A 26,255-nucleotide genomic window follows, 5' to 3' on the forward strand; every position below is an offset into this window, starting at 1 on the left:
GGTTGAGGCAGCTGCCGACCCATAGCTATTAACATAAGAAGAGGAAAACATTGAAATTACTACCTCTCGCATCCGGGATGCTATTGGCCACAGGAGCCGTTGCAGCCCCGCAGAAGGATCTGACTCTTAACGACATCATGAAGTTTGAGTCTCTCAAGAAACCTGTACTCTCAGATAATGGTCAACTGTTGGCTGTGGAAGCCGCGCCGGACAGAGGCGACAGCCGTACTCTGGTCAGGATGCCCGGCAGTGACCGCAGTTTTGAGCTGGCTGGTGCATCCAATCCGAAAGTCAGCGCCGACGGCCGTTTTGTCGCTGCCGAGATAGAACCTACCCTGTTCGAGCGGGAAACTGCCTCCAAGAAAGAGAAGAAAAAGCTCAAAGATGGCATGGTGCTGCTGGATACCCAAACCGGCAAAGAGCTGCGTTTCGAACGGGTAAAGTCCTTCTCATTCAGTGATGATGGCCGTTTGCTGGCGATTGAGTTCGAAGCCGAAGAAGAGAGCAAAGACAAGGCTGATAATGCTGATACCCAGACTGAATCCAACGCCGTCGCTGGAGCTGAAGCCAAGGCTGGGAAAAAGGACAAACAGAGCAAGCCTGAAGTCGATAAGGCTGACAAGGGCGCACCATTTACTTTGATCGTGTTGGGTACAGGTAAGCAGTACCAGTTTGAAGATGTCACAGGCTTTGCCCTGTCCAAAGCCGGTGGTAAGGCGGCGGTGGCTATCAATGATGTTGAAGCGGGTAAGCATGCTATCCAGCTTTACGATATCGGTGCTGACAAGCTTATCGATCTCAAGGTGAAGGCCGGTGAGCAAATTGGCGATCTCGCCCTGAGTGATGACGGTAAGTATCTGGCTCATACCTCGGGCAGGGCCGCCAGGGATATTGATGAGCGGGAATATCAGCTGACGCTGACAACGCTGGCCTCAGGTAAGCAGCAGCTTGTTGCCAATAGTGATGAGTGGACCCTGAATCGTTACAGCGAGCTGGACTTCAGTCCGGACAACTTAAGACTGTTCTTTGGCCGGGTACCGCAAATCAACAAACCTGAAACGCTTAGCAAGTATGAGAATGAAGCTGATCTTTATAACACTGCAGTGATTACCGACCAGCGTAATCTGAAGATTTGGCATGGCGACGATCCACGTATCAAGCCCCATGAGATTAAGCAGTACGACAAGGAAGTGAAACGTACCTATCAGGCTGTGATGCACCTTGGTAGCGGTCAGGTGGTGCAGTTGGCCGATGAGACAGTGCCGGATCTGGAATTGGGTCCTCAGAGCCGTTATCTGGTTGCCAGCTCTGATCTGCCTTATCGCAAAATGATCACCTGGGCCGGTTTCTACCGTGACTTTTATCTGGTGGATCTGAATACGGGTCGCAAGCAGCTGGTATTGACTCAGCAACCAAGCCGCTCCGGGCCATCACTGTCTCCTGATGGTAAGTTCCTGGCCTACTTCCAGCAGGGAAATGTTTACCTGCATGATATTGCCGCCAATAGTCGTAGAGAGCTGAGCGCCGGCATTGCTACGCCTTTTGCCGATGAAGATCATGACTATCCTTCGCAGGCTCCGGGCTATGGTTTCGGCCCCTGGCTGGATGATGACGAAGGCGTGCTGGTGTACGACAAATACGATGTGTGGCAGTTCGATACCACCTCAGGCAAAGGCTTTATGCTGACTGACGGTAAAGGCCGTGAGACCGGAGTTCAGTACCGGGTAACCGGTCTGAGTGCCGACAGGGACGAACCTGCTGCGCCGGATAATGGCGACAAAGTCATGCTCCATGGCTACAGCCACAAAACCAAAGGTGATGGTTTCTATGGTGCCAGACTGGGCAGCGCCGGCGTCGATGTACTGATGCAGGGTGATTATAAACTGAAGCTGCTGAGCCGGGCCGACGATGCCGACACTCTGGTGTATTCCAAAGAGCAATATAACCAGTTCCCGGATCTCTATACCGCCGATTACCTCAAGCCTGAACAGGGGCAGCGTCAGACCCATTTGGATGAGCAGCGTGACGGTTTTGACTGGAGTCAGTCTGAGCTCGTGAGCTGGACCAATGGTGATGGTCGTCAACTGGATGGCGTGCTGATCAAACCAAACAATTATGAGGAAGGTAAGCGTTACCCTGTGCTTGTGTATTACTACCGCTTTATGAGCGACCGTCTGCACAGCTTCCCGGCGATGAAGGTTAACCACAGACCCAATTTCGCCTGGTACGCGGATAATGGCTATGCCATCTTCCTGCCGGATATCCGCTTTGAAATAGGTTACCCCGGGCCGGCTGCTGTGCAGGCGCTGACCTCAGGCGTGCAGCACATTATTGATATGGGCGTGGCCGATCCGAAAGCCATTGGTTTGCATGGTCACTCCTGGAGTGGTTATCAAACGGCCTTTGCCATCACCCAAACCCATATGTTCAAAGCTGCTGTCAGTGGTGCGCCGGTATCCAATATGACCAGCGCCTTCAGTGGTATCCGTCATGGCAGTGGTTTGGCTCGTCAGTTCCAATATGAAACAGGGCAAAGCCGTATTGGTGAAAGCCTGATGGCGGCACCACATAAGTACATTGAAAACTCGCCTGTGTTCTACGCAGAGCGCATCAAAACACCGATGATGATTATGTTTGGTGACAAAGATGATGCCGTGCCCTGGGAGCAGGGGATAGAGATGTACCTGGCTATGCGCCGCGCGGGTAAGGATGTGGTCTTTCTTCAGTATGAGGATGAGCCGCACCATCTTAAGAAGTATCCCAACAAGGTGGACTACAGTATTCGTATGATGGAGTACTTCGACCATTACCTGAAAGGCACTCCTGCTCCTGAGTGGATCAAGGCTGGTGAAGCCTACAGGGAATACGACAAGGACTGATAACTGATATAAGTTACCGCTTTAACAAAGACCGGCACCGTGCCGGTCTTTTTATTAGCCGCAATTTATTCACCGGCATGTCACCTTTCGATAAAGGCAGTAAAGAAAAACTATCCCGATCGGGAAAATATTCTGATTTGTCCCAACTGAACCAGCCAATCAGTATTGAGCCATCGAAAGTTTGATGGAGCTGAACATGAATTGGCAAAAAGCAAAACACAACTCTCCGCTGATGTTGATTGCAGGCTATGGAGAAGGGCTGGGAGTTGCGCTTAGACAAAAATTCGAGCAGGCGGGGTATCGGGTAATAGGGCTGGCTCGTAAAGGTGGAGATATTCAAGTTGATCTGACCGATGGCAAAGCGGTTACAGATGTCTTGCAAACCCTGATTCAGGAGCAAGGTGTACCTGATGTGGTGATCACCAATACTGCCAGATTTCAGCACGGGCCATTGAACGGTGTCAGTGAACAGGAGTTTGAGCAGGTATGGCGTACCGGCGTGATGAGCAGCTTTCACCTGGCCAGACAGCTGTTGCCCATGATGGCTGAGCGTGGGCATGGCTGTTTTATTGCAACCGGTGCGACAGCCAGCGTCAAAGGAGGCGGGGCATTCAGTGCGTTCGCCTCGGCCAAATTTGCCCTGCGGGGGCTGGTTCAGTCGTTGGCGCGGGAGTTTGGCCCCAAGGGGGTGCATGTTGCTCATCTGGTTGTTGATGGAATGCTTTGGTCTGATGCCAGTCGCAGGCGTTTTCCTGCTTTGACCCAGGATAAGGCGATTAGTGTCGGGGAAGCCGCAGAAGTTTACTTGCAGCTAACCCGCCAGCCCAGGACAGCCTGGACTCAAGAGCTGGATATCCGGCCATTTAATGAACGTTATTAGGGAGGTAATATGACTCAGATACGCCGTGACAATCATAATCCCACCCTGATTATCGGTGGGGGATTGAGTGGCCTTTTTTCTGCCTGGTTATTGCAACAGATGAAGCAGCCCTGGGTTCTGGTGGAAGCCAGAGACAGACTGGGGGGCCGAATTTTGTCTGAACCCGTGGTTGACCAACAGCCAGATGGAGGCGCTTTGGATATGGGGCCTTCCTGGTACTGGCCGGATATGAACCCCAGAATCTCGACTCTGGTGGAGATACTGCAACTCAACAGCTATCGCCAATATGCCGAGGGAGCGGTTCTGAGAGAGTCTGCTGCCGGGCAGATACCCGAGAAGTACCCAGCACAATACAGCGCCGGTTACTCAAGGCGGCTCGAAGGCGGTATGGCCAATTTGACCGGGGCGCTGATTGAACGCTTACCTGCTCAGCAGATTAAAACGGGCAGCAGAGTGAATCAAATCTCGCTGAACGATGATGGCAGCTACCGGGTGAATATGCAGCATTCAGCCAGTGGAGAGCCGCTGACTGAGCTTACTGCTGACAAGGTGATAGTGGCCATGCCTCCCAGGCTGGTGGCAGAGACACTGACGTTTGAGCCTGAATTGTCGGCTGAAATGCTGGATGAGCTGGGCTCAATACCAACCTGGATGGCGGTACATGCCAAAGCTGTTGTCAGCTACCCCAGGGCTTTTTGGCGGGAGCTGGGATTATCCGGCATGGCGGCCAGTCGGGCGGGCCCTCTGGTGGAGATCCATGATGCCAGCGTTAGCCGGGCTGATGGCACCCTGGCGGGCGCCCTGATGGGATTTGTTGGTTACAATGCTGCTGCCCGACATACCCTGGGACAGGATAAGCTCAAGACCATGATAGTGTCGCAATTGACCCGGTTGTTTGGCGATGAAGCGGCTCAGCCAGATGAGGTTTATCTGGTTGATTGGACGCAGGAGTCTTTAACCGCTTCTGTTGCCGACAAGGTGCAGAATCCCCACGTGCATGTGTTGGGGGGACTGGAGGAGATCAGTGATGAGGCGCACCCAAACCTGGTATTTTCCGGCAGTGAAGCGTCCCGAACCTTTGGTGGATACCTTGAGGGCGCACTGGAAGCCACAGAAAGGGCGGTACTGGCGCTTTACCCTGATGCTGAAGACAGCTTGTCTGATGTATGGGAGTTCAGGCGCTGGTAATGACGTTGGTACAAGCTGTGCTGTGAAACAAGGCGCATCTGATTAATGCTTTGATCACTGAGGAATGAACTGATGATAAAACCGGGGAGGCTGTAATAAGCTCCCCCGGGCAACTGAAGTGCTTTGAATCAGCGGCTGTAGTCGGTCTCAATATCCACCCAGGAAAAGTAGTCGCTGAGATAGTTGAGATCGATATTGTCCGAGGCATTGTCCAGCTCAACCAAATAGCGATGGTTGAGTTCGTCATGTTGGTAGTTTTGACCAAATCCCATGCTGAGACAGTGAACCAATAACATCATTTGATGCCGGTTGTAGCTGGTTGGATAAGTGATTTTCACAAGCATAGTTGTTTCTCTCTTTTATCCCGGTTAATGCCCTGTTCAAGGTGTGAGAGTATTTTCGTTTTACTGTTTGATACGGGCTAAAACTCAATATATGAGTGTTTCACGCATGTGACAAGTAGCAATGTTAAACCGCTGGACTGTGATGAGAGAAGAGTTTGATGTGTGATTTAATTATTTGATTTAAAAGCAAAAGCCCGCAAATTGCGGGCCAGGAAAGCTCATAGTTCTGCGGTGGGGGAGGATAGGTATTGCTCGTAAGTATCAGTTCCCCAAGCGATTAATTTATCATTCATAAACAGCAGAGGCGTGCACTCATCCCGGGTGGTTTCCCCATCGGAGTTTTTCCTGTGGGTACGATAAAAAAGTACCGTCATTGCCCCTTCTATTCCCTGCTTGGCCTCAGAGAAGTCAGCCTGGCCCAGAAGCTCAATAACTTCTTTTTTGGCCTGGCCCAAATCCAGAGTAGAGATGGTTTGCAGGTTGTAAACCTGCCTGTCATCCCAATCCATATTATTGGGCGTGGATTCATGGGTGAGCATGACGATGGCGACAAATACTAAATAGACCGCAAACAAACCGCCGATTACGGCCGGCGCATTGAATTTCATTACAGGGCTTTCCTTGCTGGATCAGTTACTGAATTACCTTACCCATATGTGGGCAAGGGGTAAACCGGGTTTGATGATTACTCATGCTTTTGGCTGACTGACTCTAAGCTGACTGAGGTTCACTTTGAGTGGCATGTCAGTACGCAATTTCCCCAGCTTATAGCTCATTCGAGCCATTTCTTTACCTTCGTCCAACTTCTTCGCCTGCTTCGCTCCGAGCATCTCTAGAGAATTGTAAACATTCTTTAGTGTGCGAAAAGCCTTTAGCAATTCAGAAGCGGATTTCGGTCCTATGCCAGGGATGCCGGGTATCTTATTGCCGCTGTCGCCCGAGAGGGCGATAAAGTCCAGCAATTGGGCTCTGTCGACGCCAAGCTTGCGTTCCAATGCCTCCATATCGATGAAGGCCTGATTGAAGTGATCCCACTGAACGATTTGCGGATGCAGCAACTGAGCAAAGCCTTTATCCGTAGAGACGATAATCGCTTTGCCCTGATGGTTGACTATCTTGCTGGCCAGGGTTGCTATCACATCATCTGCTTCTGAGTCAGCGTTGATGGAGTAAACGCCCTCTTTTTCCAGCTGGGTTTTGAGTGCCGGCAGGGCCTTGGCAAGGTCTTCCGGCATGGGCTTGCGACCCTTTTTATAATCTGGGTAGAGCTGCTTGCGCCAGCTCTCCTGATCGCCATCCCACACTATGGTGACATGACTGGGTTGATGAAAACGGATCAGTTTCTGGCAGGCTGAGGTGACTCTGATGGTCAGGGCATCCATATCGGGTTGGGTTCCCATTGCTGCATGGAGGCGCCTGACCAGGTTTAGTCCATCAATAATTAATAAGGTGTTCATTTATTTTATTATTTGATAGCAGGGCACATAGGCGCTGCCGGGCAGTTTCATTCTCTGTTGTTCCACAAAGGCGCTGAGCAAAGTGTCCATCATATCCATCAGATCAGGGTCCCCATGGATCTGGAATGGACCGTGTCTGTCAATCAGGGTAATAGTTTCCGCTTTGACGTTGCCCGCTACTATAGCAGAAAAGGCTTTTCTGAGGTTGGCGGCCAGTTCAGCTTTATTGCTCTGGAAGCGCAAATCCAGATTGGACATCACTTCATGGGTGGGCTGGAATGGCAGCTGGAACTCAGGCTCAATTTTCAACGACCAGTGGTACTGGTACGCATCACCTGTGCTGCGACGGTATGACTTAACATCTCCCATACCCTCTTTCATGACTCTGGCAACCTGCTCAGGATCATCGACAATAATCTTATATTTACTCTGGGCTTCTTCACCCAGAGTCGCCCCGATAAAGTCATCGATTTTCTCAAAGTAGGCGGCGCTCTCTTTGGGGCCTGTCAGTACCAGAGGAAATACCAGATCCTGATTGGCCGGGTTAAGCAATATACCCAGCAGATACAGCAACTCCTCTGCAGTACCTGCACCACCGGGGAAGATAATAATACCGTGCCCCAGACGCACGAAGGCCTCAAGACGTTTCTCAATGTCCGGCAGAATCACCAACTCGTTTACTATCTGGTTAGGTGGCTCGGCGGCAATAATGCTGGGCTCGGTCAGGCCGATATATCTGGCATCTTTGATACGCTGTTTAGCGTGGCCAATAGCAGCGCCTTTCATTGGTCCTTCCATGGCACCCGGGCCACAACCGGTACAGATATCCATAGCCCTCAGGCCAAGCTGATAACCCACTTCGCGTGTGTATCTGTATTCAGTTTCGTTAATCGAGTGTCCACCCCAGCACACCACAATGTTTGGGTCTCTGTCAGTGGGGATAGCCTGAGCATTACGCAATATGTCGAACACAACATTGGTAATGTGGGTGGCATTGGTAAGGTTGATATGTTTGAGATTGGTGTACTTGGTCGACAGGTAAAGAATGTCCCTTAGCACGGCAAACAGGTGCTCCTGAATACCGGCGATGATTTGACCATCTACAAAGGCTTCTGCGGGTGGGTTGACCAGTTCCAGCTTCAGGCCACGTTCCCGCTGTAAAACGTTTATCTGGAAATCACTGTGCTTTTCAAAAAGTTCGGCCGCATTGTCGCTTTTCAGACCGGATGAGAGCACCGCCAGTGAACAACGGCGATACAGCTGGTAGAGGTCACTCTTCGCGCTTTGCTTGAGAGAATCCACCTCCAGCTGTGAAAGTTGTACCATACTGCCCCTTGGACTGATTTTCACTATCATGGCAACTCCTTAACGGGGCAGGGTCTGTCAGTAGTTAAACATCAACCACAACCTTGTCCCGTGTTGTGTTTTTGGCTTGGTACAGGGCTACATCAGCACGGTCAAAGGTTTCCTGGACCGTTTCTTTAAGGCTCATTTGAGCAGCCCCAATAGAAACTGTAACCGTAATTCGCTGATTTTTAAATTTAAATGGGATACTTTTTATTTTTTCCCTGACCCGATTAAGCACAACGCCAATGATCTCTTCAGAGACATCAGGTATGAGTAATACAAATTCCTCACCACCGTATCTGGCCACAAATTCAGTCTCTCTTAAGGCACTTTTCAGCGCCATAGCAATGACTTGCAGAGTTTTATCGCCAGTACTGTGACCAAAGGTGTCGTTAACGGATTTGAAGTGATCTATATCGACGACTGCAATCCAGGCTGAAAGGCCCGTGCGCTGAAAATGGTGATAGGATTGCTCCAGCTTCTCTTCCAGCGCCGCACGGTTAGGCAGTTGGGTTAACGGATCCAACTGGTTGAGCTTTTGCTGTTCAAACAGGCGCTCTTTATAGCTACTGGCCTCGCGACTGAGTTCGCCCAGCTCTTTTTGCATAGTATCCATGGATTTCTGCATCATCGCCTGTTCGCGCTGTTCAAGCGCTTCTTTACGTGCCAGTGCATCTTTGATTTCACTCAACTGATGGGTCACTTGCTCTTTAAGTTGGGTCAGGTCATTAATCTCAGAGACCGACTGACCCATATCAGCGACGCAGCCGTTAATGCTGTCGTTAAGCCGGGATTTTACCTCCCGGTGACGATGATGGCTTTCTGATGAGTCGACCACCACGGCCTGGACGGCGGTGAGGGCATCGTTCAGCGCAAACAGAAACTCTCTCGAGGCATTTTTTTCAAGGGCAATATTTTCAAGCAACTGTGACAGGACGGTTTGGTAGGCTTCCAGCAGTTCTTCCGGTGATACCTCACCTCTAAGCTGCTCTTTAAGCACCAACATGCGATCTGTCTGGTTTGCCGGAAAGTCGATATCCTCCATCATGCAAGCCAGTTCACGGCCTAATTGCTGATATCTAGGCTCTACGGCAAACTCAGTGTTGTTTTCGATTTGACTGTCGACCAGTTCCTCGTAGAATCCCACCAACTTTTCTACCTTGGGAATGTAATCCCAGACTGAATGCAGAGGTTTGCTCAGTTCCTGGCGAAGGTAATTGATCTCTTTTTTGAGTTGGTCCGGGGCGAATTTAAAACGCTGGATCTGTTGGGTCATGCGGGTTAAGTCGTTGCGCCCATCTTCCAGCTCACGACTCATCAGGTTGTATTGACGCTTGAGCAGGCGCTCCACTTCAACCAGTTCAGGGAGTGACTCTTCAAGGGATTCGAAGCCTGTCAGCTGACGACGCAACTTGGCAAGCTTGTTGTCCAGCTCAAGATTCTGACCTTTGCAAGCCAGACTCAGGTGATGGAAGAAATTAAGCAGAGTTTGCAGTTTGGCATTCTTGTCTTCTTTCAGTGCATCCAGTGCCAGCCGGGTTTCTTTCACTTTCTGGGTCAGCTGTGCCAGCTGGGCTTTATCTTGATTTTGTTCCTTCATCAGATTTGCTGTCCTGCTAAAATCCTTATGCCGTTACTACTGTCCCCATCTACTCCAGGTGGGGCTTTTTATCAGTATAATGTCAGTTGCCCATAAGGCTATGCGACCCCTGAAATTTACTGTGTGAACTCAGATCAATCTTCATGACTGGCCGACTGACAAAACTCGGGCCACTGAATCGCCGTTTTATCACCACTGCAGCTTACCCGGATTAGTCCCCGCTGAATGCTCTTATCCAGCTTGAGATAGAGTGGGTGAGCGAAGATGACCGAGGGGGCAAAGTCCAATGGGTAAAGGCCTACAAATCTTGGCTTGCCATCAAAGGGCAGGCTGCGGGCAGCACTGAGTGCCATCTGTGCCGTTTCAAATTGGATCTCCGGCTCTACCACTATTTCTTCGGTTTGCAACAGAGGCAGGGGAATAATTCCGGCGCTCAGTGATGGCAGCTTCAGCCGCTCACTGAGTTGCGCCACCAGAGCGTTGTCACTGTAGTGTCCTTCAACCAGGACCGCCATTAAGCCGGGTGTTAGCGCGAAACTGCGCATGCTGCTTATCTCTTCAATTGCCGACAGTTGATGACGATATTCAGCACAGGCCAGATACTGACCTTTTGCCAGTTCCGGATATACATGCTCAGACAGTTCAAGCAGTATCAGGGTGGCATGAGTATCCCGCAGCGCCAGAGCCTCCATTAGTGCCCGATTGCCGGGGTGGTCGGTGTTACAGTCCTGCTTCAGCTCATCCATCAGTTTACTGGTTTCCAGCTTAAGTTGACGGCGGCTTTGATGCAGGTAGAGCAGGGAAATCAGTAACAGTACCAGTACCACAGCACCACCAATCACAACCCGACTTTGCAGTCGCTGCTTTTCAGTGAGCTGATCAATTTTTATATCCCTGTTGCTCAGGGCCAGTTTCAGCTGTTGCTGAGACAGCGCTCCATCTTCCGTGGCTGTGGGTTGCGGTTTGTTGCCTGGCAGTACTTTGAGTTCTATAACGGCTTTTTGGGTCTCAAAGGCTTTGTCCTTATCGCCAATTGCACTGTATGCCGCTGCTTGCAACATCATGGCGTCTATCTGCTCCGGTAGCAGCTTTTTGGCATGGGCATAGTTGCGGCTTTCACTGGCATGGTAAAGGGCTCGTTCGAAGTGTCCCGCATCCAGATTGACCTCTGCCAGCAGTGCTTCGTTATACACCAGATAGTGGTTGAGCTGCTTTTCCCGGAAGAACTGGTTGGCACTATCCAGATAGGTTAGGGCGTTGGCGAAGTCTGCCAGCTTGGAGTATGCCTCCCCCAGATTGTGCATATTCAATGCCTGGCTGATGCGGTTGCCTTCCCGCACATCAATTTGATGGGCATTGAGATAGTAATCGATAGCTTTGTGCCAGTTCTCCTGTTCGCCATAGGTCATGGCAATCACTGTCATGGTGTTGGAGAGGTAAGGATAGTTTCCTGTGAGCTCAAAGCCCTTAGCAGCATCATGGGCATGAGTCAGGGCGTCCTGCCAGTGCTGCATATCCCTGTGCACCTTGGCCAGATTGAAGTTCATCATCGCCAGCAGTTGCGGTTGCGGTTCGCGATTGGCCAGCCGCAGGGCCTGGGTAAAGTGTTCCAGTGCGCGGCCCTGATCTCTGCGCTTGTTGTAATAAACCCCCAATGATGCCTCGGCGTGGGCTCTCAAATAGTTGTTGTTCAGCTTGATAGAGACTTCCTGCAGTTCTTTAAGGTGACTTAGCGCAGTGGCGTATTGGCGAATAAGCTGGTTAAGCGAGCCGAGGTGGTCGTAGATAATATATTTGAGTACCAGTCCCTGTACGCCGGGTTCATGGCGAACCAGGTCCTGAGCCTGGGTGTAAAAGGCTATTGCTTTCTGGTACTGGATTTTATTGCGTCCCTGCACCCGGCCTTTGAGCATCAGAGTGACGGCTTGCTGGTAGCGGGAGTTGGCGTAGGTATCCAGCAAATTAAGCAGGGCATCATTATCAGGGTGGCGATCACTGATTTCTACTCCCGGCTCCATATTGAGTCGCAGGGTTAATTGCAGCTTATGGAACATCTCTGCCTGACTCAGGCCCAGCTCCATGGCCAGGGTGCTGAGCTCAGCTTTGGATTCATTGCCGGTAAGGTGATGCAGGTTTTCATTGACCTGGCTGTACAGAGCTCTGGGGTTTTCACGGCTTCGGACTTCATCATTAATCAGATCTATGGCCACAGAAGGCAGGGAGAACAGCAGGAGTAAAGGAGCAAGCAGGAGTGCAGGGATTTTCATCTATTTGATTACCAGCCCAATCGCAGGCCATTAATTTGTATGTTTTTGTTCGTGTTGCTGAGTAGTATCCATCTGTTTGGTATACTCGGCCAACTTTATTAAAAGAATGATAACAGAAGGAATTGCAAGTGAAACCCGGTTTGAGTGTGTTTTTTGCCCTGACGACAGCCGCGACCTTTCCGGTAGTTGCTGATATTGAATATGAAATTGACTTAACTTCTCCCGGGCATCAGCTGGCACAGGTGAGTATTAACTTCCCTGAAACCACAGGTGAGTTGACGGTAAACCTGCCTGTTTGGCGTACCGGAAAATATCAGGTGTTGCCCCTGGCCGATGGCGTGCGTATGTTCACTGCCACTGATGATGATGGCAAGCCGCTGAGTTGGGAACGTACGGCCAGTGGTGAGTGGAAGATTCATCTCCCTCAGGCCACTGAAGTGAACGTGAGCTACCAAATCCATGGCGATATGCTCGGCACCCGGGTTCGTCATATCGACAGTACCCATGCCTATCTGGATGCCAGTGGCGTCTTTATGTACAGCCCCCAATATCGTAATGACCCTCTGACTGTAGAACTGGATGTACCCAGAGGTTGGAAGAGTCATTCGGGTATGGAGTCCGATGGCCGCCACGCCTTCAAAGCACCCAATTATGATGTATTCCTGGATTCTCCCATTGAAACTGGTATTAACTACTTCCGTGAGTTCTCTGCCGATGACAAAGACTATGAACTGGTGGTCTGGGGCGAGGGTAACTACGACCTGGAGCAGATGGAACGTGACCTTAAAGCGCTAAGTGGTACCGCCTCGGTCATTTGGGACGACTACCCCTATGAGCGTTATGTCTATATGGTTCATGCCACAGGTGGCGAGCGAGGCGCGACCGAGCACTTGAACTCCACCATTATTCAACTGCCCCGTTTTAACTTCCGTGAGCGCGCCGATTACCTGAGGTTTATCGCCACCGCATCCCATGAATTTATTCATACCTGGAATGTCAAAGCTTATCGCCCTGAAGGTCTGGTGCCTTACGACTATCAGAATGAAAACATGACCAAGCTGCTGTGGCTGGCGGAAGGCTCAACCAGCTACTTCCAGTATCAGTTGCTGCTGCGTGCCGGTATTGCCAGCCCGAAAGAGTTCTTTGCCGACCTGGCCAGGCGAATCGACCGCAATATCAACAACCCAGGTCGTGAGCAGCAGTCAATCCGTGAAGCCAGTGAAACGGCCTGGATTGGTGGTGGCGGTGATTATGGCATCAACCACAGCGTTAATATCTACTCTGAAGGTTACCTGACGTCGCTGGCGTTGGACTTTGCTCTGCTGGAAGATACTCAGCTCAAGCACTCCTATCGCGATGTGCACCGCGCACTGTATCGCGACTTCAGGCTGCCAAAGAGTTTCAATGTAGATGATGTAAAGGGTATTTTGGCTGACCTTAGCGGCAAGTCCTATGAGCCTTGGTGGCAAGCCAATATCGACAGTCCTGTGTCTCTGGATTACACCTCTCTGCTGGAGCAGGCGGGTCTGGTTCTCAGCTATGGCGACAACGACAAGGTGAAATCCAACCTGGGCGTTGTTTTGCGTTCAGGGTCGTTGGTGTTGTCCCATGTTAAGCGTGATGGCCCGGCCTGGAGCGCAGGTCTGCATGAAGGTGATGAGATCCTTGCTATTAATGGTTTGAAAGTGACTGCTGGCGGTTTCGACAAGCGAATTGCCGACTTCAACGTCGGTGATGAGATCGAGGTGACGGTATTTAGCAATGATCAGCTGAAAACCTTCAAGGTTACTCTGGGCGAAGCGCCGGTAGGCAAGGCTCAAATCCGCGGTATTAAGGGAGCCAGCGAGCAACAGCAGGACTTCCTTAAAGCGTGGCTTGGCATTGAGTGGCCATTCGATGATGAAGGCAACTTCAAATAATCTCAGCGGCTAACCGCGCACAACAATAAACAAAGGGCGAACCACAGAGTTCGCCCTTTTTGTTATTGAAAATAATTCAATTAAACGGCCAGTCAGCCACTTGCGTCCCATCAAGTGTCACACTCTTTTACATCAAAGGGCAGAAATCGGCTGTATGGTTAGCAATTGTTTGATAACTTGCTGCAAAACCAAAATAAAAACTTAGCCAAAACACAGCGCAAAGTCTGAGGCTGGGCACTGTGTTTATGACAATCATCAGGAAGTCACAATACTATGAAACTTAAACTCTGTAGCCTGGCCTGTTTGATGGCGCTGGGCACCTATGCCCAGGCCGCGCCCGCCGACGACAGTGACAGAGGCTATTTCCGCGCCCCTGCTCTGCACGATAACACTCTGGTATTCACCGCCGAAGGCGATCTCTGGACTCAAGAGTTGGGTCAGGAACAGGCATCCCGTCTGACCAGCCTGCCAGCTCTGGAAACCGGTGCTGCTATTTCTGCCGATGGTCAATGGGTGGCATTTGAAGCCAACTATGATGGCACCACAGAAGCCTATGTTATTCCTTTGACAGGCGGTCAGGCCAAACGGGTCAGCTTTGAAAACAGCCGTGTCAGAGTTCAGGGTTGGACACCGGATGGTCAGGTGCTGTACGCCACAGACAATGCGGCCGGTGCATCGAGTGCCTGGGTACTGCGCAGTGTATCCCCTGAGACTTTGATTACCCGGGATATTCCTCTGAGTGATGCCATTGAAGGCGTGGTTGACAGTAAAGGTGAGCAGGTTTTCTTCACTCGTTTTGGTCTGCAGGCCACCGGTGATAACACCCGGGTTTACCGTGGCGGTGCAATGGGACAACTATGGCGCTATCAGCTGGGCAGTGGCAAAGAGGCCGTGCGTCTGGCTGCTGAACATCAAGGTTCATTGCGTCAGCCTATGCTTTGGCAGGATCGGCTTTATTTTATCTCTGACGCCAGTGGCGTGGAGAACATCTGGTCAATGGATATGAATGGCGATGATATTCGCCAGCACACCAGGCATGAAGAGTTCGCCATTCGCGGTGCTCGTATGAACGAAGGGCGAATTGCTTATCAGTTGGGTGCCGATGTACAGGTGTTTGATATCGCCTCGGGCAAGGATACTGTCGCTCAACTTAAGCTGACTTCTGATTACCCTTATTTGAGGGGCAACTGGGTCAACAATCCAATGAATTATATGACGGCAGCCAGCTTCAGCCACGACGGCGATAAGGCTGTGGTTACTGCCCGCAGTAAGGTAGTGATAGCCGGCAGTGATGGTTCCCGGGTGGTGGAAGTAGCTTCACCGGACAATAGTCGTCTGCGCAACGCCGTACTGAGTAAGGACGGTAACTGGGTATACGCTATTTCCGACGCCAGTGGTGAACAGGAAATCTGGCGCTTTGCCGCCGATGGCAGCAGTAAGGGTGCCAAACAGCTGACCAAAGATGGTGCCAGTTTGCGCATGAATCTGCATCCGTCTCCCGATGGCCGCTATATTGCTCATGATGATTATCAGGGCAATGTCTGGCTGCTTGATCTGAAAAAGGGCAGCAACAAGCTGATTGTCAAAGATGGCGAGGGACTGGGACCCTATGCCGATATCGTGTGGGGACCGGACAGTGGTGTGATTGCCCTGACCAAGTCTCATCTGGGACAACAAAGACCGCAGATTCTGCTCTATGGTGTCGACAGCGGCAAGAGTCAGTTCCTGACGTCTGACAAGTATGAATCCTTCTCACCTGCATTCAGCCCGGATGGCCAGTGGCTCTATTTCCTGTCAAACCGTCACTTCAAGGCGACACCTTCCTCACCCTGGGGCGATCGCAATATGGGCCCGGTGTTTGACCGCCGCACTCAGGTGTTTGCGCTGGCGCTGGATAAAGACGCCCGGTTCCCGTTCCAGAAACCCAATGAGCTGCTGACTGACGCCGCTGAAAATAACGATGATGAAGTTAAAGTTAAGGTGGATTGGCAAGGGCTGAATGAACGCCTGTGGCAAGTGCCACTTGCTCCTGGTAATTACTCAAGCCTGTCGGTGCTGAATGGTAAGCTTTACCTGATGGATACTCAGGGCGGCAAGCGTGCACTTAAAGTGGTGCCTATCGAGGCTGGCAAAGCCAATGCCAAGGTGTTTGCCGATGATATCGGTGGCTACCGTCTGTCAGCAGATGGTAAAAAGCTGCTGCTTGGTAAACAGTCCAAGCCAACTGATCTGCTGATTGTTGATGCCGGTGATGCCATGCCGGGAGACCTGTCCAGTGCCAAAGTGAATACCTCTCAGTGGCAATTGCTGGTGGAACCTGAGCAGGAGTTCCAGCAGATGTTTGAGGATGCCTGGCTGATGCACAGAGAGCAGTTCTTCGACAAGAGTATGCGTGGCGTGGACTGGAGGGCACTTAAGGATAAATATCAGCCGCTGGTAGACAGAGTGACAGACAGACATGAACTGAATGATGTGTTTGTCCAGATGATGGCGGAGCTGGATGCGCTGCACAGCCAGGTTCGCGGAGGGGAATTGCCGAAGGATCCCGAGCAGCCGAAAGCTGCCAGCCTGGGGGCCCGCTTTAAGCAAACTTCTGACGGCGTCATTATTTCTCAGATCTATCGTCACGATGCCGAGTTACCAGAGCAGGCCTCGCCTCTGGCTCGTCCCGGTGTGGATGCCAAAGAGGGAGATGAGTTGGTCGCCATTAATGGCAAGCCGGTAAATACAGTGGCAGATATTAACCGTTTGCTGCGTAACCAGAGGGATGTGCAGGTACTGCTTGAACTCAAACGCAAGGGCAATAGTTTCAAAACGATTGTTGAGCCGGTTAACCCCGCAGTGGACGGCAAACTCAGATATCTGGACTGGGTTAACAGCAACCGTGAAAAGGTCAGCGAGGCCAGTGACGGCGAATTCGGTTATCTGCACCTTTACGCCATGGGCGGTAATGATATCGCCAGCTTCGCCCGCGAGTTCTACACCAATTATGACAAACCGGGTCTGATTATTGATGTGCGCCGTAACCGCGGCGGTAATATCGACTCCTGGGTGATAGAGAAGCTGCTGCGCCGGGCGTGGGCGTTTTGGGCACCGACCCGTGGCACGCCTAATACCAATATGCAGCAGACCTTCCGCGGCCATTTGGTAGTGCTGACAGACCAGTTGACCTACTCGGATGGTGAAACTTTCTCCGCGGGTATTAAGGCGCTGGAACTGGCTCCGCTTATCGGTAAGCAAACTGCTGGTGCAGGTGTTTGGTTATCTGGTCGAAATTCGCTGACAGATAAAGGTATGGCTCGTGTTGCCGAATATCCTCAGTACGCCATGGATGGGCGCTGGGTGCTGGAAGGCCGGGGTGTCAGCCCTGATATTGAAGTGGAAAACCTGCCACATGCCACCTTTATGGGTGAGGATGCCCAGTTGGATAAAGCCATTGAGGTGCTCAAGCAGACATTAAAGCAGGAGCCGGTGCCAGAGCTTAAACCTAAGCCTATCTCTGGTCAGATGGCGGACGACATTAACTAGTCTACTGCGACAAAAAAACCGGTCAGTGACCGGTTTTTTTATGTCAATTTCCCTATCGACGTTTAGGCTTTTTGCGCTTGAGTTCATCTCTTAAGGTCAGTAGCAGTGCAACCAACAGTGCAGTCATCGTCATATTGCCAAACCAGAGCAACAGGCCCAGCCCCCAGCTTTTGCTGGCGACACATAGCCACAGGGATGCGGTCAGTAGCAGGGCTGCGGCTATCTTGAGCAGTTTGCCGGTATTCTCTGTTGGCGCGCGGCCCAAAAGTTCTCGATAGGTGCTGAAGCTGCTCAGGGCGAATATGACGAAGGCGGACAGATTCAGCGCTGTCAGGGGTAAAAGTATGGATACCATCAGACATGCTCCTTGATTGCTTGTGCGCTTTCCGCTGCTTTTACTGAGTTTGTGGTGGGCGCGTCTTGTACTTTGGTTTTATGTTTGTTGCCGACTTTGTTGTCAATCTTGCGCTTGCAGTAGCTGGCCGCCAACAGCATCAGACCACCGACCATCAGTGCCAGCAGATCAATCCAGGCAATAAACCACTGTCCTTTGACGATATTGGTAATCAGGTTTTCCGAAGAGGTCAGGGCATTGAGCACAGGTATGCCCAGCCACATCAGGCCACCGGTCAGTAGCGCGCCACGCCAGTTAATCCGGCCGAGGAATGCCAGCAGTAAAGTGACACCCAGCCCAGTGAAGAACAGGTTGATCTCGGCATCATAGCGACCGGCGTAATCTGCGCTCAGCAGGCGGTTGGCCCACAGGTAACTGGCTGCTGCGATTGGCAGACCGGCAATCACTCCCAGGTTCAGGCTTTCGGTGATATATAACCCCAGTGACGGTCGGGCACCTTGATCAATCTGTTTTTGCTGCTTTTGACGCAGTTTCTTGCTCCACAGCAGCGTACCTGAGGCGATCATTACACAGCCCAGAACACCACTCAGGAACAGGGCGAATCTCAGCGTTGGCTCGGCAAAGCGGCCGGCATGCAGGCCTATCATGGTGTCATAGGCTTTACCCATACTGGATGGGGAATCACCGACTTTGCCAATAAATTCGCCTGAAGTGCCCTGGTAAAGCAGTTGGTATTCATGATCTGCAACTCTTGAATCATTCCGCAGTACTACCTGGATCTGGCTGTTGGCATCCAGCGGATTCTGGATACGTATATCGCGGATCGGTTTGCCCTCAGCCTGCTCCAGAACACTTGGCAATATGGTGCTGAGTGAGACCAGCTCGCCCGGAGTGCCACTAGGTTTAGCCGGGGTACTTACAGGAGTAATCTCCTTTTGCAGGGCTTTGCGATTGCCATCATAGGTGGCTTCCATTGCTGATGGCATATACATAAACATCAGAGTGATCAAACCCGTGTAGGTGATCATCAGATGATAAGGCAGGGCCAACACACTGGACAGGGTATGGCTGTCGAGCCAGGAGCGCGGGCCTTTCTTCAGGCGCAGGGCAAAAAAGTCTTTAAATATACGCTTGTGAATTACTATGCCGGTAATAATGGCCAGTAGCATAAACATGGTGGCAAAGCCCACCAGGTAACGGGCCAGCGGTACCGGCAGATAGTGCAGATCAAAGTGCAGACGATAGAAGAAATGGCCACCTTTGGTAGCACGTACATCTGAGATCATCTCACCTTCGGTGGTCACAATATGCTCGTGGAATTTACCCCGGCGTTCCCCCTCTTTAGGAGCATCCATCCAGGCATAGCCGACAAACGGCAGACGATGAGTCGGCAGGCGCAACATCCAGGTTTTGGCACCCGGGGCAGTGTCAGCAAGATATGTCTGGCCCTGAACCAGGGTTTGGGCAAGATCCAGATCCTGGTATTGCTGCAGCACATTGGTGTGCAGTTCAGGTTTCATCCAAAGATTTATTTCGTACCGGTAGTAGCTCAGGGTGCCGGCAAAGAAAATCAGCATCAGCAGCCAGCACACCAGCAGTCCTGTCCAGGTGTGCAGCCAGGTCATGGTACGGAAGAAAGACTCTTTCATTGTGCGGCCCCCACTCCAACCAGGCTGATGGCAATCAGGGTGGCAAGGAGTATCCAGACTCTGGTACCGGATTTGGCCGCAAAAGCATAGATAGCCAGCGATGCCCACAGGGCGAATGAGAGCATCATGGCAAGCAAGGTGCTGTCAGCTGTACTCATCGGCAAGATAAGTGCAAGAAGGGCTGCGCAGCTTGCTGTGGCTAAATAGCCGCCGACAAGTGCAGCCAGGGTGCGGTTAATGACAGTGAAGGTGTGGCCATGTTTTTGGCGCATAGATGTAAGAGAGATGGCCGACTGGGTGTGCATCTGATCCTGAGTCCCTGGGGATAAGTTGGCACACAGTTTAATTAAAGTTAACGCAATTGATAACTGTTTTTATTTGCATCTTTGTAAAGGAGTGCAAATTTGTCGGTGAGATCCCGTTTTCAGCTGATGTTTTTAGTCCCTGCCTGGTGTGTCAGTCACTGGATTAAGTGAATTATCTCTGATTTCCCCGTCCGCAATGCCTCTTACAGACTTCTGATACCCCTTTACAAACTGCGTTTCGATGAGCACCCGTTATCTGTGTGCTTTTCCTTATCATTCAATACCTCCAATCCCATGTGAAGATTCAAATTTATCCTATCCTTATATCAGTAGGGGATAAGTGTGCAGACGAATAGAAGGTTCCGGGATCAGATTGATGTCATTCAAAGCCAAACTGAGCATGCTGCTGTTGGTCGTGGCAATTTTGCCCACGGCCTTTTTGTACTTCCAATATGATAAGCACAGTCAAACCGTTCAAAGTCACTTGCTGGGAGAGCTTAAGGCGGAGGCTGATACCATTGCCGCGTCCCTTACCCGGTTTTTATCCCACAGGTATTCGGACGTACAGACGTTGGGATTAAATTTGAATGGTCAGTATTACCCCTGGCCACTTCCTGAAGATGACAAATTGTCGCTGGTTTATTATTTCAACGACCTGATCCCCATGTATCGTGATTATCACAGGATATTTCTGTTGTCGCCTGAGGGCCGACTGTTGGCATCCAGTGATGTTTCTCAGGATGGTTCAACGCTTGAGCCCTTAGAGGTCGATGCTTTCCACGTTTCAACTTCTCCCTGGTTCACTGCTGCCAAAGACATCTGGCATTACGGTAATGGGGCGGGTGCAGTGATGACCGGACCCTCAATGAATCTGCTTGGTGTTGGTCATAGTGCAGAGAAAAAACAATTCAATATATTGTTCGCTGTGCCTGTGATGGATGACAGAGGTAACCTGACAGGGGTGTTGGTCAACCTGATAGATTTCAAGGTGATTGAGCAGAGCCTCAGGGACTTGCAAATGCAAATGAGTCAGGAGCTGCAAGACAACCACAGTCTATTGTTACTCGGTAGTGAAGGGATGGTGCTGCTGGATACGAGCCTGGACAGCAAGCAAAGCGCTGTGGGGATTAACTGGCTGGCAAAAGACGCATTGCGAGAGCTTATAAAAGGTGCGCAAAGCGGTGCAGGTGAGGCTTTGCTGCCCGGACTTAATACCCCTGGCTTATTTGGTTTTTCGCATCTGGGGTCTATTGAGGGCGGTGCCGATATGGGATGGACCCTGATCAGCAATAGACCTGCAATGGACGACCCTCTGTTTATCGACGCCTTCTATCGGGATGTACTCTCTGTCCTGTTCTCAATCATTTGCGTCATGTTGGTAGGCACTGTGTTGCTGGGACGCACTCTGTCCCGCAATATCAAGGTACTGTCCCGTGCCGTGCACTCCCTGTCTGATCTGGATAAAGCGGTACAGCCGGACCTTTATGCCAGGACCGTCAGCAGTGAAGTGCTGGGTGTACTCGATTCGGTGGAAGTGCTCAGACAGCAGCTGATCCATCAAAAAAACCTGGAAAACAAAAATGATGAGCAAAGCTTTCAGCTTCTGCTCAAAGATGCCGCCATTGAAGCGGCCACTACGGGCATAGTGGTCGCTGATGCCCAGCAAAAAGACATTCCTATTATCTACGCCAACAAAGCTTTTTACCGCACAACTGGCTACACAGAGTCAGAGGTGATAGGTCGCAATTGCCGTTTTCTGCAGGGGGAGGACAGGGACCAACCCGCCATTAAAAAGCTTAAAGATGCACTGGCCAAAGGGGAAGCCGCAGACGTCATTCTGCGCAACTACCGCAAGAATGGTGAGATGTTCTGGAATCGTTTGTATATCTCTCCGGTACGCAATGAACAGGAGCAGGTGACTCACTTTGTGGGGATAGAAACAGACGTCACCACCCTTAAGGCTTATGAGAAAAAAGTCAGAGAGTTGAACCTCTATCTGGAGAAACGGGTGCAGTCTCGCACCATGGAACTGCAGCAAGCTGAAAGCCAACTCAGAGCCACTTTCGATACCATGACTGATGCTCTGGTTGTGGTGGACGAGACTGGCATCATTCAACAGGCAAACCGCACCACCACAGCCATTTTTGGTTATAAAACCGAAGAGTTATTGGGGCGGGATTTGGCCATACTCCTGGCGAAGGTGGATACCATAGGTGACGTTGAGCTTTGGTTCAGTGGCTTGTTGGTGGGGACCACTAAAAAGATGGGCGCACTGGCTGAATCTTCCGGGATAAGCAAGATGGGTAAGGTTTTCCCTATCGAGCTGTCGGTGACAGGCATGCGAATAGCCAATCAGCGCGAATATACGGTCGTGATGCGTGATATCAGTGAACGTAAGGCCAATGAAGTCAGACTTCGCACAGCCAGGGATGAAGCCGAGCAGGCAAACCGCACCAAGTCGGAGTTCCTTGGCAATATGAGTCATGAGCTCAGAACTCCAATGAATGCGGTTATTGGCATGACAGATCTGGTATTGGATTCAGAGCTTAATCGGGAGCAGCGTCACCATTTGTCTATTGTGTCTAAATCTGCTCATTCCCTGTTATCTCTGCTGAATGAAATCCTTGACCTGACCAAGCTTGAACGTGGCTCTATGGAGATTGAACTGCTGACCTTTGAGGTGCGCCAGGCTGTGCAGGCGGCCATCTCTATGGTCGAGTTACAGGCGAAAAAGAAAGGCCTGGCAATGAGCTGTGAAATGTCCTCTTCTGTCTCCAATCTGATTGTGGGAGATCCTGCGCGCCTGCGGCAGGTACTGATTAATTTAGTGGGGAATGCCATTAAGTTTACCGAAGAGGGAGAGGTGATAGTAAGGGTCATGGCCCAGCAGGGCAGGCAGGATTATCTGCACTTCGTGGTGGAAGACACAGGTATAGGTATTGAAGAGTCCCGCATCGAACAGATATTCAAACCTTTTGTGCAGTCAGATGGGTCTATTTCCCGCCGTTATGGTGGAACCGGTCTTGGGACAACGATTTCCCGGCAGTTGGTGGAAAAAATGGGGGGCGAAATCTGGGTTGAAAGTGAACTTGGTAAGGGCTCGAAATTCCACTTTACCTTGTATTTGCCTCCGGCAGACGAGGATGCTGTCAGTGATTATCAAGCCCAGATAGAGGTGATGCATTACCAAAGTAAGCGTCCTCTTAAAGTGTTATTGGCGGAAGATGTGGCTGTTAATGCCGAGCTTATCCAAACCCGGATGGGTCGTGAGGGACACCAGATTGTGTGGGCCGAGGACGGTGCGTTGGCGGTTGAGGCTTACGAAGAAGAACAAGGCAAGTTTGATCTGGTGTTTATGGATATTCATATGCCCAATATGAATGGCTATCAGGCAGCCGAAGCCATTCGCACTTACAATGAAAGACATGGAGTGCACACTCCTGTGATCGCATTGACGGCCAGTGGCATGGGCCAGGATATGGAAAAGTGTCGTGAGGCGGGGATGGACGGCTTCGTGATAAAGCCGGTGGACTTTATGTTACTGCGGGCTGAAATGGCCAGGTTACTGCCGGATGATTTTGAGAAAGCGGATCCGGTTTCAGGAATCACAGAAGTCGAAGGGATTGAACATTCTGAATCGACGCCGTCACCACTGGATAGCTTGCGGAATCTTGTGGACATTGAAGGGGCATTGGAAAACTGGGGCGATGAAGCCCTTTACACCAAGATGGTCAGACAGTTTCCTGAACAGTGGAGTCACTTCTGTCGGGATTTAGCAGAAATGGTGCAAAAACATCAGTTGGAAGAGGCCCACAGTGCCGTGCACAAGCTGCGAGGGGTGTCTGGTGGTCTGGGGATGACCGGGGTTTTCCATGCCGCTCAGGATCTGGAAACCGCAGTTCGAGCCAATGAACAGGAAGCAAAAATTCTGGGGCTTAACAGCGAACTTGATGACCATCTGAGTGAGCTGATGCTGGTCATCGACGCCATGCCCGTAGGGAACAGTCAGCAGATGTTGGATGAAGCATTGGTGACCACCTACAGCCTGGATGAAGTCATGGAAAATATGTTGTCACTCAGGGAGATGCTTGAGCGGGGAATGCCTGATGATGAGCAGTTGGAGCAAGTGCTCAGTGGATTGAAAGGCATAACGGCTGAGACCGAGATAACCCAGCTGGCTGAGTCGGTGGATGACTTCGATTTTGAGGGGGCGATCGGGATTATAGATCGCATTGCGGTAGGCTTGAGTGAGACTGCGGAAGGCATGCATGGATAAAAAAGCACGAATACTCGCCGTTGACGATGAACTGGCCAACCTGAAGTTGCTAAAGAGCATATTGGGTCACAGTGACTATGATGTGGCTTTTGCCGTGAATGGCAAAGATGCCGTTAAGCGTTTGGAAACAGAGGTATATGATATCGTTCTGCTGGATATCATGATGCCGGATATGGACGGCTACAGGGTGCTGGACCGACTGAGGAAGTGGGACAGGATCTGGCGAACCCGGGTAATAGTGCTGTCTGCATTGGATGATGTTGAAGATAAACTCAGAGCCTTTGAACTGGGTGCCGTTGATTATGTGACCAAGCCATTTAATAAAAATGAGTTGTTGTCCCGTATCGAAGCGAGACTCTCGCAACCCACTATGCTGGAAACCGTGGGGGTATCAATCAAGATGCTCACGGTGGAACTGGGACATATCAAAGAGGCAACCCAGAGTCTGACCAAGGCTCCACAGGATACCGCCAAACTTTTGAGTGCAGCCGAGCGTCGTATCAGTCAGCTGCTATTGTACTACCACCTGAAAAAAATCGATTTACGTCTGAATGCCGTGATGTTGAAGCGTTATTTCGACGCCCTCTGTCAGGAAGTCCACCCAACTTACAATGTCGATGTGCATTTTAAAGCCAAGCAGGATCTCAGCATCGCAGGCGATACCAACCTGCTTGAAAAGATGTTCAGAGCAGTATTCGCGTTCACTGCGACCAGGCGGGAAAGCAACGAGTTGGTAGTGGAAGTGTTCGTTCAGGCTGACATGGCACTGATGACACTGACAGATATGGGAGAGGAGATCACTCCGAACCAGATTAACGCTCTATTTGATCCGCTTGAAATTGATGAAACAGGCGATTTTCCCCATAACCTGGCATTGGCCAATGCTGCGGTGATTGCTGATAAACATGGGGGAAGCATCAGCTGTGTTTCCAAAGCGTTGGAAACTGTCGTAACAGTTAAACTACCTAGAAGACACGGGGGATAAGATATGTCGAGTCTTATCTTGGTAGTCGATGATATTTCAACCAATTTGACACTTTGTAAGAAGATTCTCGGCCAGGCTGGCTATCGCACCTGTTTTGCCCAATCGGGACATGAAGCGTTGGAGCGGGCGAAAGCTGAAAACCCTGACCTTATTCTGTTGGATGTAATGATGCCGGGGATGGATGGATACGAAGTCTGCCGCATCCTGAAGAATGACAAACAGACCCGACATATTCCTGTGGTCTTCCTCACTGCTCTGGAGGATGAAAGCGATGAAACCGAAGGTTTTGCTGTTGGTGCCGTCGACTATATCCTCAAACCCATTTCGGCCCCTCGATTACTGGCCCGGGTTCGAAATCAGTTGTCACTGGTGAGAATGGAGTTACTTGAGAAAACTCAGAGACTGATCGTGGAGAAGCTGGGGAGGGCTGCTGAATATAAGGATAATGAGACCGGCTTTCATGTTATCCGGATGAGCCATTACTCCCGTATTCTGGCATTGGCGTTGGGCCTGCCTGAATGCCAGGCTGATCTGCTTTTCCATGCTGCTCCCATGCATGATGTAGGCAAGATTGGCACCCCAGACTATATCTTGTTGAAACAGGACAAACTCAGTCCCGAAGAGTGGGAAATTATGAAGCAACACCCGGCCATCGGCGCGGATATTATCGGAGAACATCCTATCCCGCTGTTGCAGTCTGCCCGTGAAATCGCCCTGACTCACCATGAAAAATGGGATGGCAGTGGTTATCCACGTGGATTGAAGGGGGAAGAGATCCCTCTGTTCGGCCGTATTGTAGCTATAGCCGACGTCTTCGATGCGCTGGCCAGCAGGCGTCCTTACAAACGAGGCTGGTCTCTGGATGACACCTGCAAGAGATTGAAAGACGATGCCGGTACTCATTTTGACCCTGAGCTGGTCGAAGTATTTCTCCGCCCGGATACTTTAGCAAAAGTTAAAACCATTTATGCACAATGGCCAGATGAATAATGTGGAGTACATTTTTTATTCTGATCTTAATAAGATGTCTAAAACGTCGCGTCACGTCCTGTTTATTTATTGCTCTCAGCTAAGTTGATTCGGGCGAAATTTAATCACTTCATTTCTTAAGTAAATATCTTTAAATATTTTAAGTCGGTCACAAATGTTTCTATTTTGAGCGATTAGGCATTTTTATTATTGTTCTTAAAATACTCGCCTTAATTCTGCTTGATGGTTTTATATTGTTTTTAATCAATTGCTTATTGGTGAATTGTACGGGTTTTTCTAGACGGGA

17 protein-coding genes are annotated in these 26,255 nt (G+C 50.7%); 8 read left to right on the top strand and 9 right to left on the bottom strand.

Annotated features, from left to right (window positions below; all coding sequences use genetic code 11):
• Positions 1 to 50 precede the first annotated feature (50 nt).
• From L2725_RS16685 to L2725_RS16695, 3 genes are all read left to right on the top strand, one after another.
• Complete coding sequence (locus L2725_RS16685) at positions 51 to 2,879, top strand: S9 family peptidase (protein ID WP_249249977.1); 2,829 nt, start codon at positions 51 to 53, stop codon at positions 2,877 to 2,879.
• A gap of 196 nt (positions 2,880 to 3,075) precedes the next feature.
• Positions 3,076 to 3,759, top strand: coding sequence for an SDR family NAD(P)-dependent oxidoreductase (locus tag L2725_RS16690; RefSeq protein WP_249249978.1), 684 nt, complete (start codon positions 3,076 to 3,078; stop codon positions 3,757 to 3,759).
• Between the two features lie 9 nt (positions 3,760 to 3,768).
• Positions 3,769 to 4,947, top strand: coding sequence for a flavin monoamine oxidase family protein (locus L2725_RS16695; protein ID WP_249249979.1), 1,179 nt, complete (start codon positions 3,769 to 3,771; stop codon positions 4,945 to 4,947).
• A 128-nt stretch (positions 4,948 to 5,075) separates the two neighbouring features.
• Here L2725_RS16695 and L2725_RS16700 read toward each other — a convergent pair whose 3' ends face one another.
• The 6 genes from L2725_RS16700 to L2725_RS16725 all read right to left on the bottom strand — a co-directional run bounded on the left by L2725_RS16700 (position 5,076) and on the right by L2725_RS16725 (position 11,962).
• Entirely contained in the window at positions 5,076 to 5,291 is a 216-nt protein-coding gene (locus L2725_RS16700; RefSeq protein WP_249249980.1) for a hypothetical protein, read from the bottom strand.
• A gap of 218 nt (positions 5,292 to 5,509) precedes the next feature.
• Positions 5,510 to 5,899 (bottom strand): DUF3192 domain-containing protein, encoded by a 390-nt coding sequence (locus L2725_RS16705; RefSeq protein ID WP_115134727.1) that lies wholly within the window; start codon positions 5,897 to 5,899, stop codon positions 5,510 to 5,512.
• 81 nt (positions 5,900 to 5,980) lie between these two features.
• Positions 5,981 to 6,748 carry a flap endonuclease Xni gene (xni, locus tag L2725_RS16710; RefSeq protein ID WP_249249981.1) on the bottom strand — a complete coding sequence of 256 codons (768 nt, stop codon included), beginning with the start codon at positions 6,746 to 6,748 and terminating at the stop codon, positions 5,981 to 5,983.
• Positions 6,749 to 8,104: a nucleotide 5'-monophosphate nucleosidase PpnN gene (gene ppnN, locus L2725_RS16715; RefSeq protein WP_249249982.1), complete on the bottom strand. Its 1,356-nt coding sequence runs from the start codon at positions 8,102 to 8,104 to the stop codon at positions 6,749 to 6,751.
• A 34-nt stretch (positions 8,105 to 8,138) separates the two neighbouring features.
• Positions 8,139 to 9,695, bottom strand: a complete 1,557-nt coding sequence (locus L2725_RS16720) for a diguanylate cyclase domain-containing protein (RefSeq protein ID WP_249249983.1) — start codon at positions 9,693 to 9,695, stop codon at positions 8,139 to 8,141.
• A 134-nt stretch (positions 9,696 to 9,829) separates the two neighbouring features.
• On the bottom strand, positions 9,830 to 11,962 hold the full coding sequence (locus L2725_RS16725; protein ID WP_249249984.1) for a tetratricopeptide repeat protein: 2,133 nt from the start codon (positions 11,960 to 11,962) through the stop codon (positions 9,830 to 9,832).
• A gap of 128 nt (positions 11,963 to 12,090) precedes the next feature.
• On the opposite strand from L2725_RS16725, the gene L2725_RS16730 reads away from it, so the two are divergent.
• Both L2725_RS16730 and L2725_RS16735 read left to right on the top strand, forming a co-directional pair.
• On the top strand, positions 12,091 to 13,881 hold the full coding sequence (locus tag L2725_RS16730; protein ID WP_249249985.1) for a M61 family metallopeptidase: 1,791 nt from the start codon (positions 12,091 to 12,093) through the stop codon (positions 13,879 to 13,881).
• A gap of 273 nt (positions 13,882 to 14,154) precedes the next feature.
• Positions 14,155 to 17,409, top strand: coding sequence for a S41 family peptidase (locus L2725_RS16735; protein ID WP_249249986.1), 3,255 nt, complete (start codon positions 14,155 to 14,157; stop codon positions 17,407 to 17,409).
• A 52-nt stretch (positions 17,410 to 17,461) separates the two neighbouring features.
• Here L2725_RS16735 and L2725_RS16740 read toward each other — a convergent pair whose 3' ends face one another.
• The 3 genes from L2725_RS16740 to L2725_RS16750 are packed head-to-tail and all read right to left on the bottom strand — an operon-like array spanning position 17,462 to position 19,718.
• The gene (locus L2725_RS16740) at positions 17,462 to 17,764 is read right to left on the bottom strand and encodes a DUF3325 family protein (RefSeq protein WP_249249987.1); all 303 of its coding nucleotides are present in this window, start codon (positions 17,762 to 17,764) and stop codon (positions 17,462 to 17,464) included.
• Positions 17,764 to 19,413: a PepSY-associated TM helix domain-containing protein gene (locus L2725_RS16745; RefSeq protein ID WP_249249988.1), complete on the bottom strand. Its 1,650-nt coding sequence runs from the start codon at positions 19,411 to 19,413 to the stop codon at positions 17,764 to 17,766. The genes L2725_RS16740 and L2725_RS16745 overlap by 1 nt, the downstream gene beginning before the upstream one ends.
• A complete protein-coding gene (locus tag L2725_RS16750; RefSeq protein ID WP_249249989.1) occupies positions 19,410 to 19,718 on the bottom strand; it encodes a hypothetical protein in 309 nt (102 codons plus the stop codon). The genes L2725_RS16745 and L2725_RS16750 overlap by 4 nt, the downstream gene beginning before the upstream one ends.
• Positions 19,719 to 20,094: 376 nt before the next feature.
• On the opposite strand from L2725_RS16750, the gene L2725_RS16755 reads away from it, so the two are divergent.
• The 3 genes from L2725_RS16755 to L2725_RS16765 are packed head-to-tail and all read left to right on the top strand — an operon-like array spanning position 20,095 to position 25,969.
• Positions 20,095 to 23,994, top strand: a complete 3,900-nt coding sequence (locus L2725_RS16755) for a PAS domain S-box protein (RefSeq protein WP_249249990.1) — start codon at positions 20,095 to 20,097, stop codon at positions 23,992 to 23,994.
• Positions 23,987 to 24,979: an ATP-binding response regulator gene (locus L2725_RS16760; protein ID WP_249249991.1), complete on the top strand. Its 993-nt coding sequence runs from the start codon at positions 23,987 to 23,989 to the stop codon at positions 24,977 to 24,979. Before L2725_RS16755 ends, L2725_RS16760 begins: the two co-directional genes overlap by 8 nt.
• A gap of 3 nt (positions 24,980 to 24,982) precedes the next feature.
• Positions 24,983 to 25,969: an HD domain-containing phosphohydrolase gene (locus L2725_RS16765; protein ID WP_249249992.1), complete on the top strand. Its 987-nt coding sequence runs from the start codon at positions 24,983 to 24,985 to the stop codon at positions 25,967 to 25,969.
• Positions 25,970 to 26,255 lie beyond the last annotated feature (286 nt).

The sequence above is a fragment of the Shewanella corallii genome (assembly GCF_023349125.1).
GTDB lineage: Bacteria > Pseudomonadota > Gammaproteobacteria > Enterobacterales > Shewanellaceae > Shewanella > Shewanella corallii.

Coding starts and splice junctions, on each gene's coding strand:
- L2725_RS16690 (WP_249249978.1), top strand. CDS start 3,076: ATGAATTGGCAAAAAGCAAAACACAACTCTCCGCTGATGTTGATTGCA.
- L2725_RS16695 (WP_249249979.1), top strand. CDS start 3,769: ATGACTCAGATACGCCGTGACAATCATAATCCCACCCTGATTATCGGT.
- L2725_RS16700 (WP_249249980.1), bottom strand. CDS start 5,291: ATGCTTGTGAAAATCACTTATCCAACCAGCTACAACCGGCATCAAATG.
- L2725_RS16705 (WP_115134727.1), bottom strand. CDS start 5,899: ATGAAATTCAATGCGCCGGCCGTAATCGGCGGTTTGTTTGCGGTCTAT.
- xni (WP_249249981.1), bottom strand. CDS start 6,748: ATGAACACCTTATTAATTATTGATGGACTAAACCTGGTCAGGCGCCTC.
- ppnN (WP_249249982.1), bottom strand. CDS start 8,104: ATGATAGTGAAAATCAGTCCAAGGGGCAGTATGGTACAACTTTCACAG.
- L2725_RS16720 (WP_249249983.1), bottom strand. CDS start 9,695: ATGAAGGAACAAAATCAAGATAAAGCCCAGCTGGCACAGCTGACCCAG.
- L2725_RS16725 (WP_249249984.1), bottom strand. CDS start 11,962: ATGAAAATCCCTGCACTCCTGCTTGCTCCTTTACTCCTGCTGTTCTCC.
- L2725_RS16735 (WP_249249986.1), top strand. CDS start 14,155: ATGAAACTTAAACTCTGTAGCCTGGCCTGTTTGATGGCGCTGGGCACC.
- L2725_RS16740 (WP_249249987.1), bottom strand. CDS start 17,764: ATGGTATCCATACTTTTACCCCTGACAGCGCTGAATCTGTCCGCCTTC.
- L2725_RS16745 (WP_249249988.1), bottom strand. CDS start 19,413: ATGAAAGAGTCTTTCTTCCGTACCATGACCTGGCTGCACACCTGGACA.
- L2725_RS16750 (WP_249249989.1), bottom strand. CDS start 19,718: ATGCACACCCAGTCGGCCATCTCTCTTACATCTATGCGCCAAAAACAT.
- L2725_RS16755 (WP_249249990.1), top strand. CDS start 20,095: ATGTCATTCAAAGCCAAACTGAGCATGCTGCTGTTGGTCGTGGCAATT.
- L2725_RS16760 (WP_249249991.1), top strand. CDS start 23,987: ATGGATAAAAAAGCACGAATACTCGCCGTTGACGATGAACTGGCCAAC.
- L2725_RS16765 (WP_249249992.1), top strand. CDS start 24,983: ATGTCGAGTCTTATCTTGGTAGTCGATGATATTTCAACCAATTTGACA.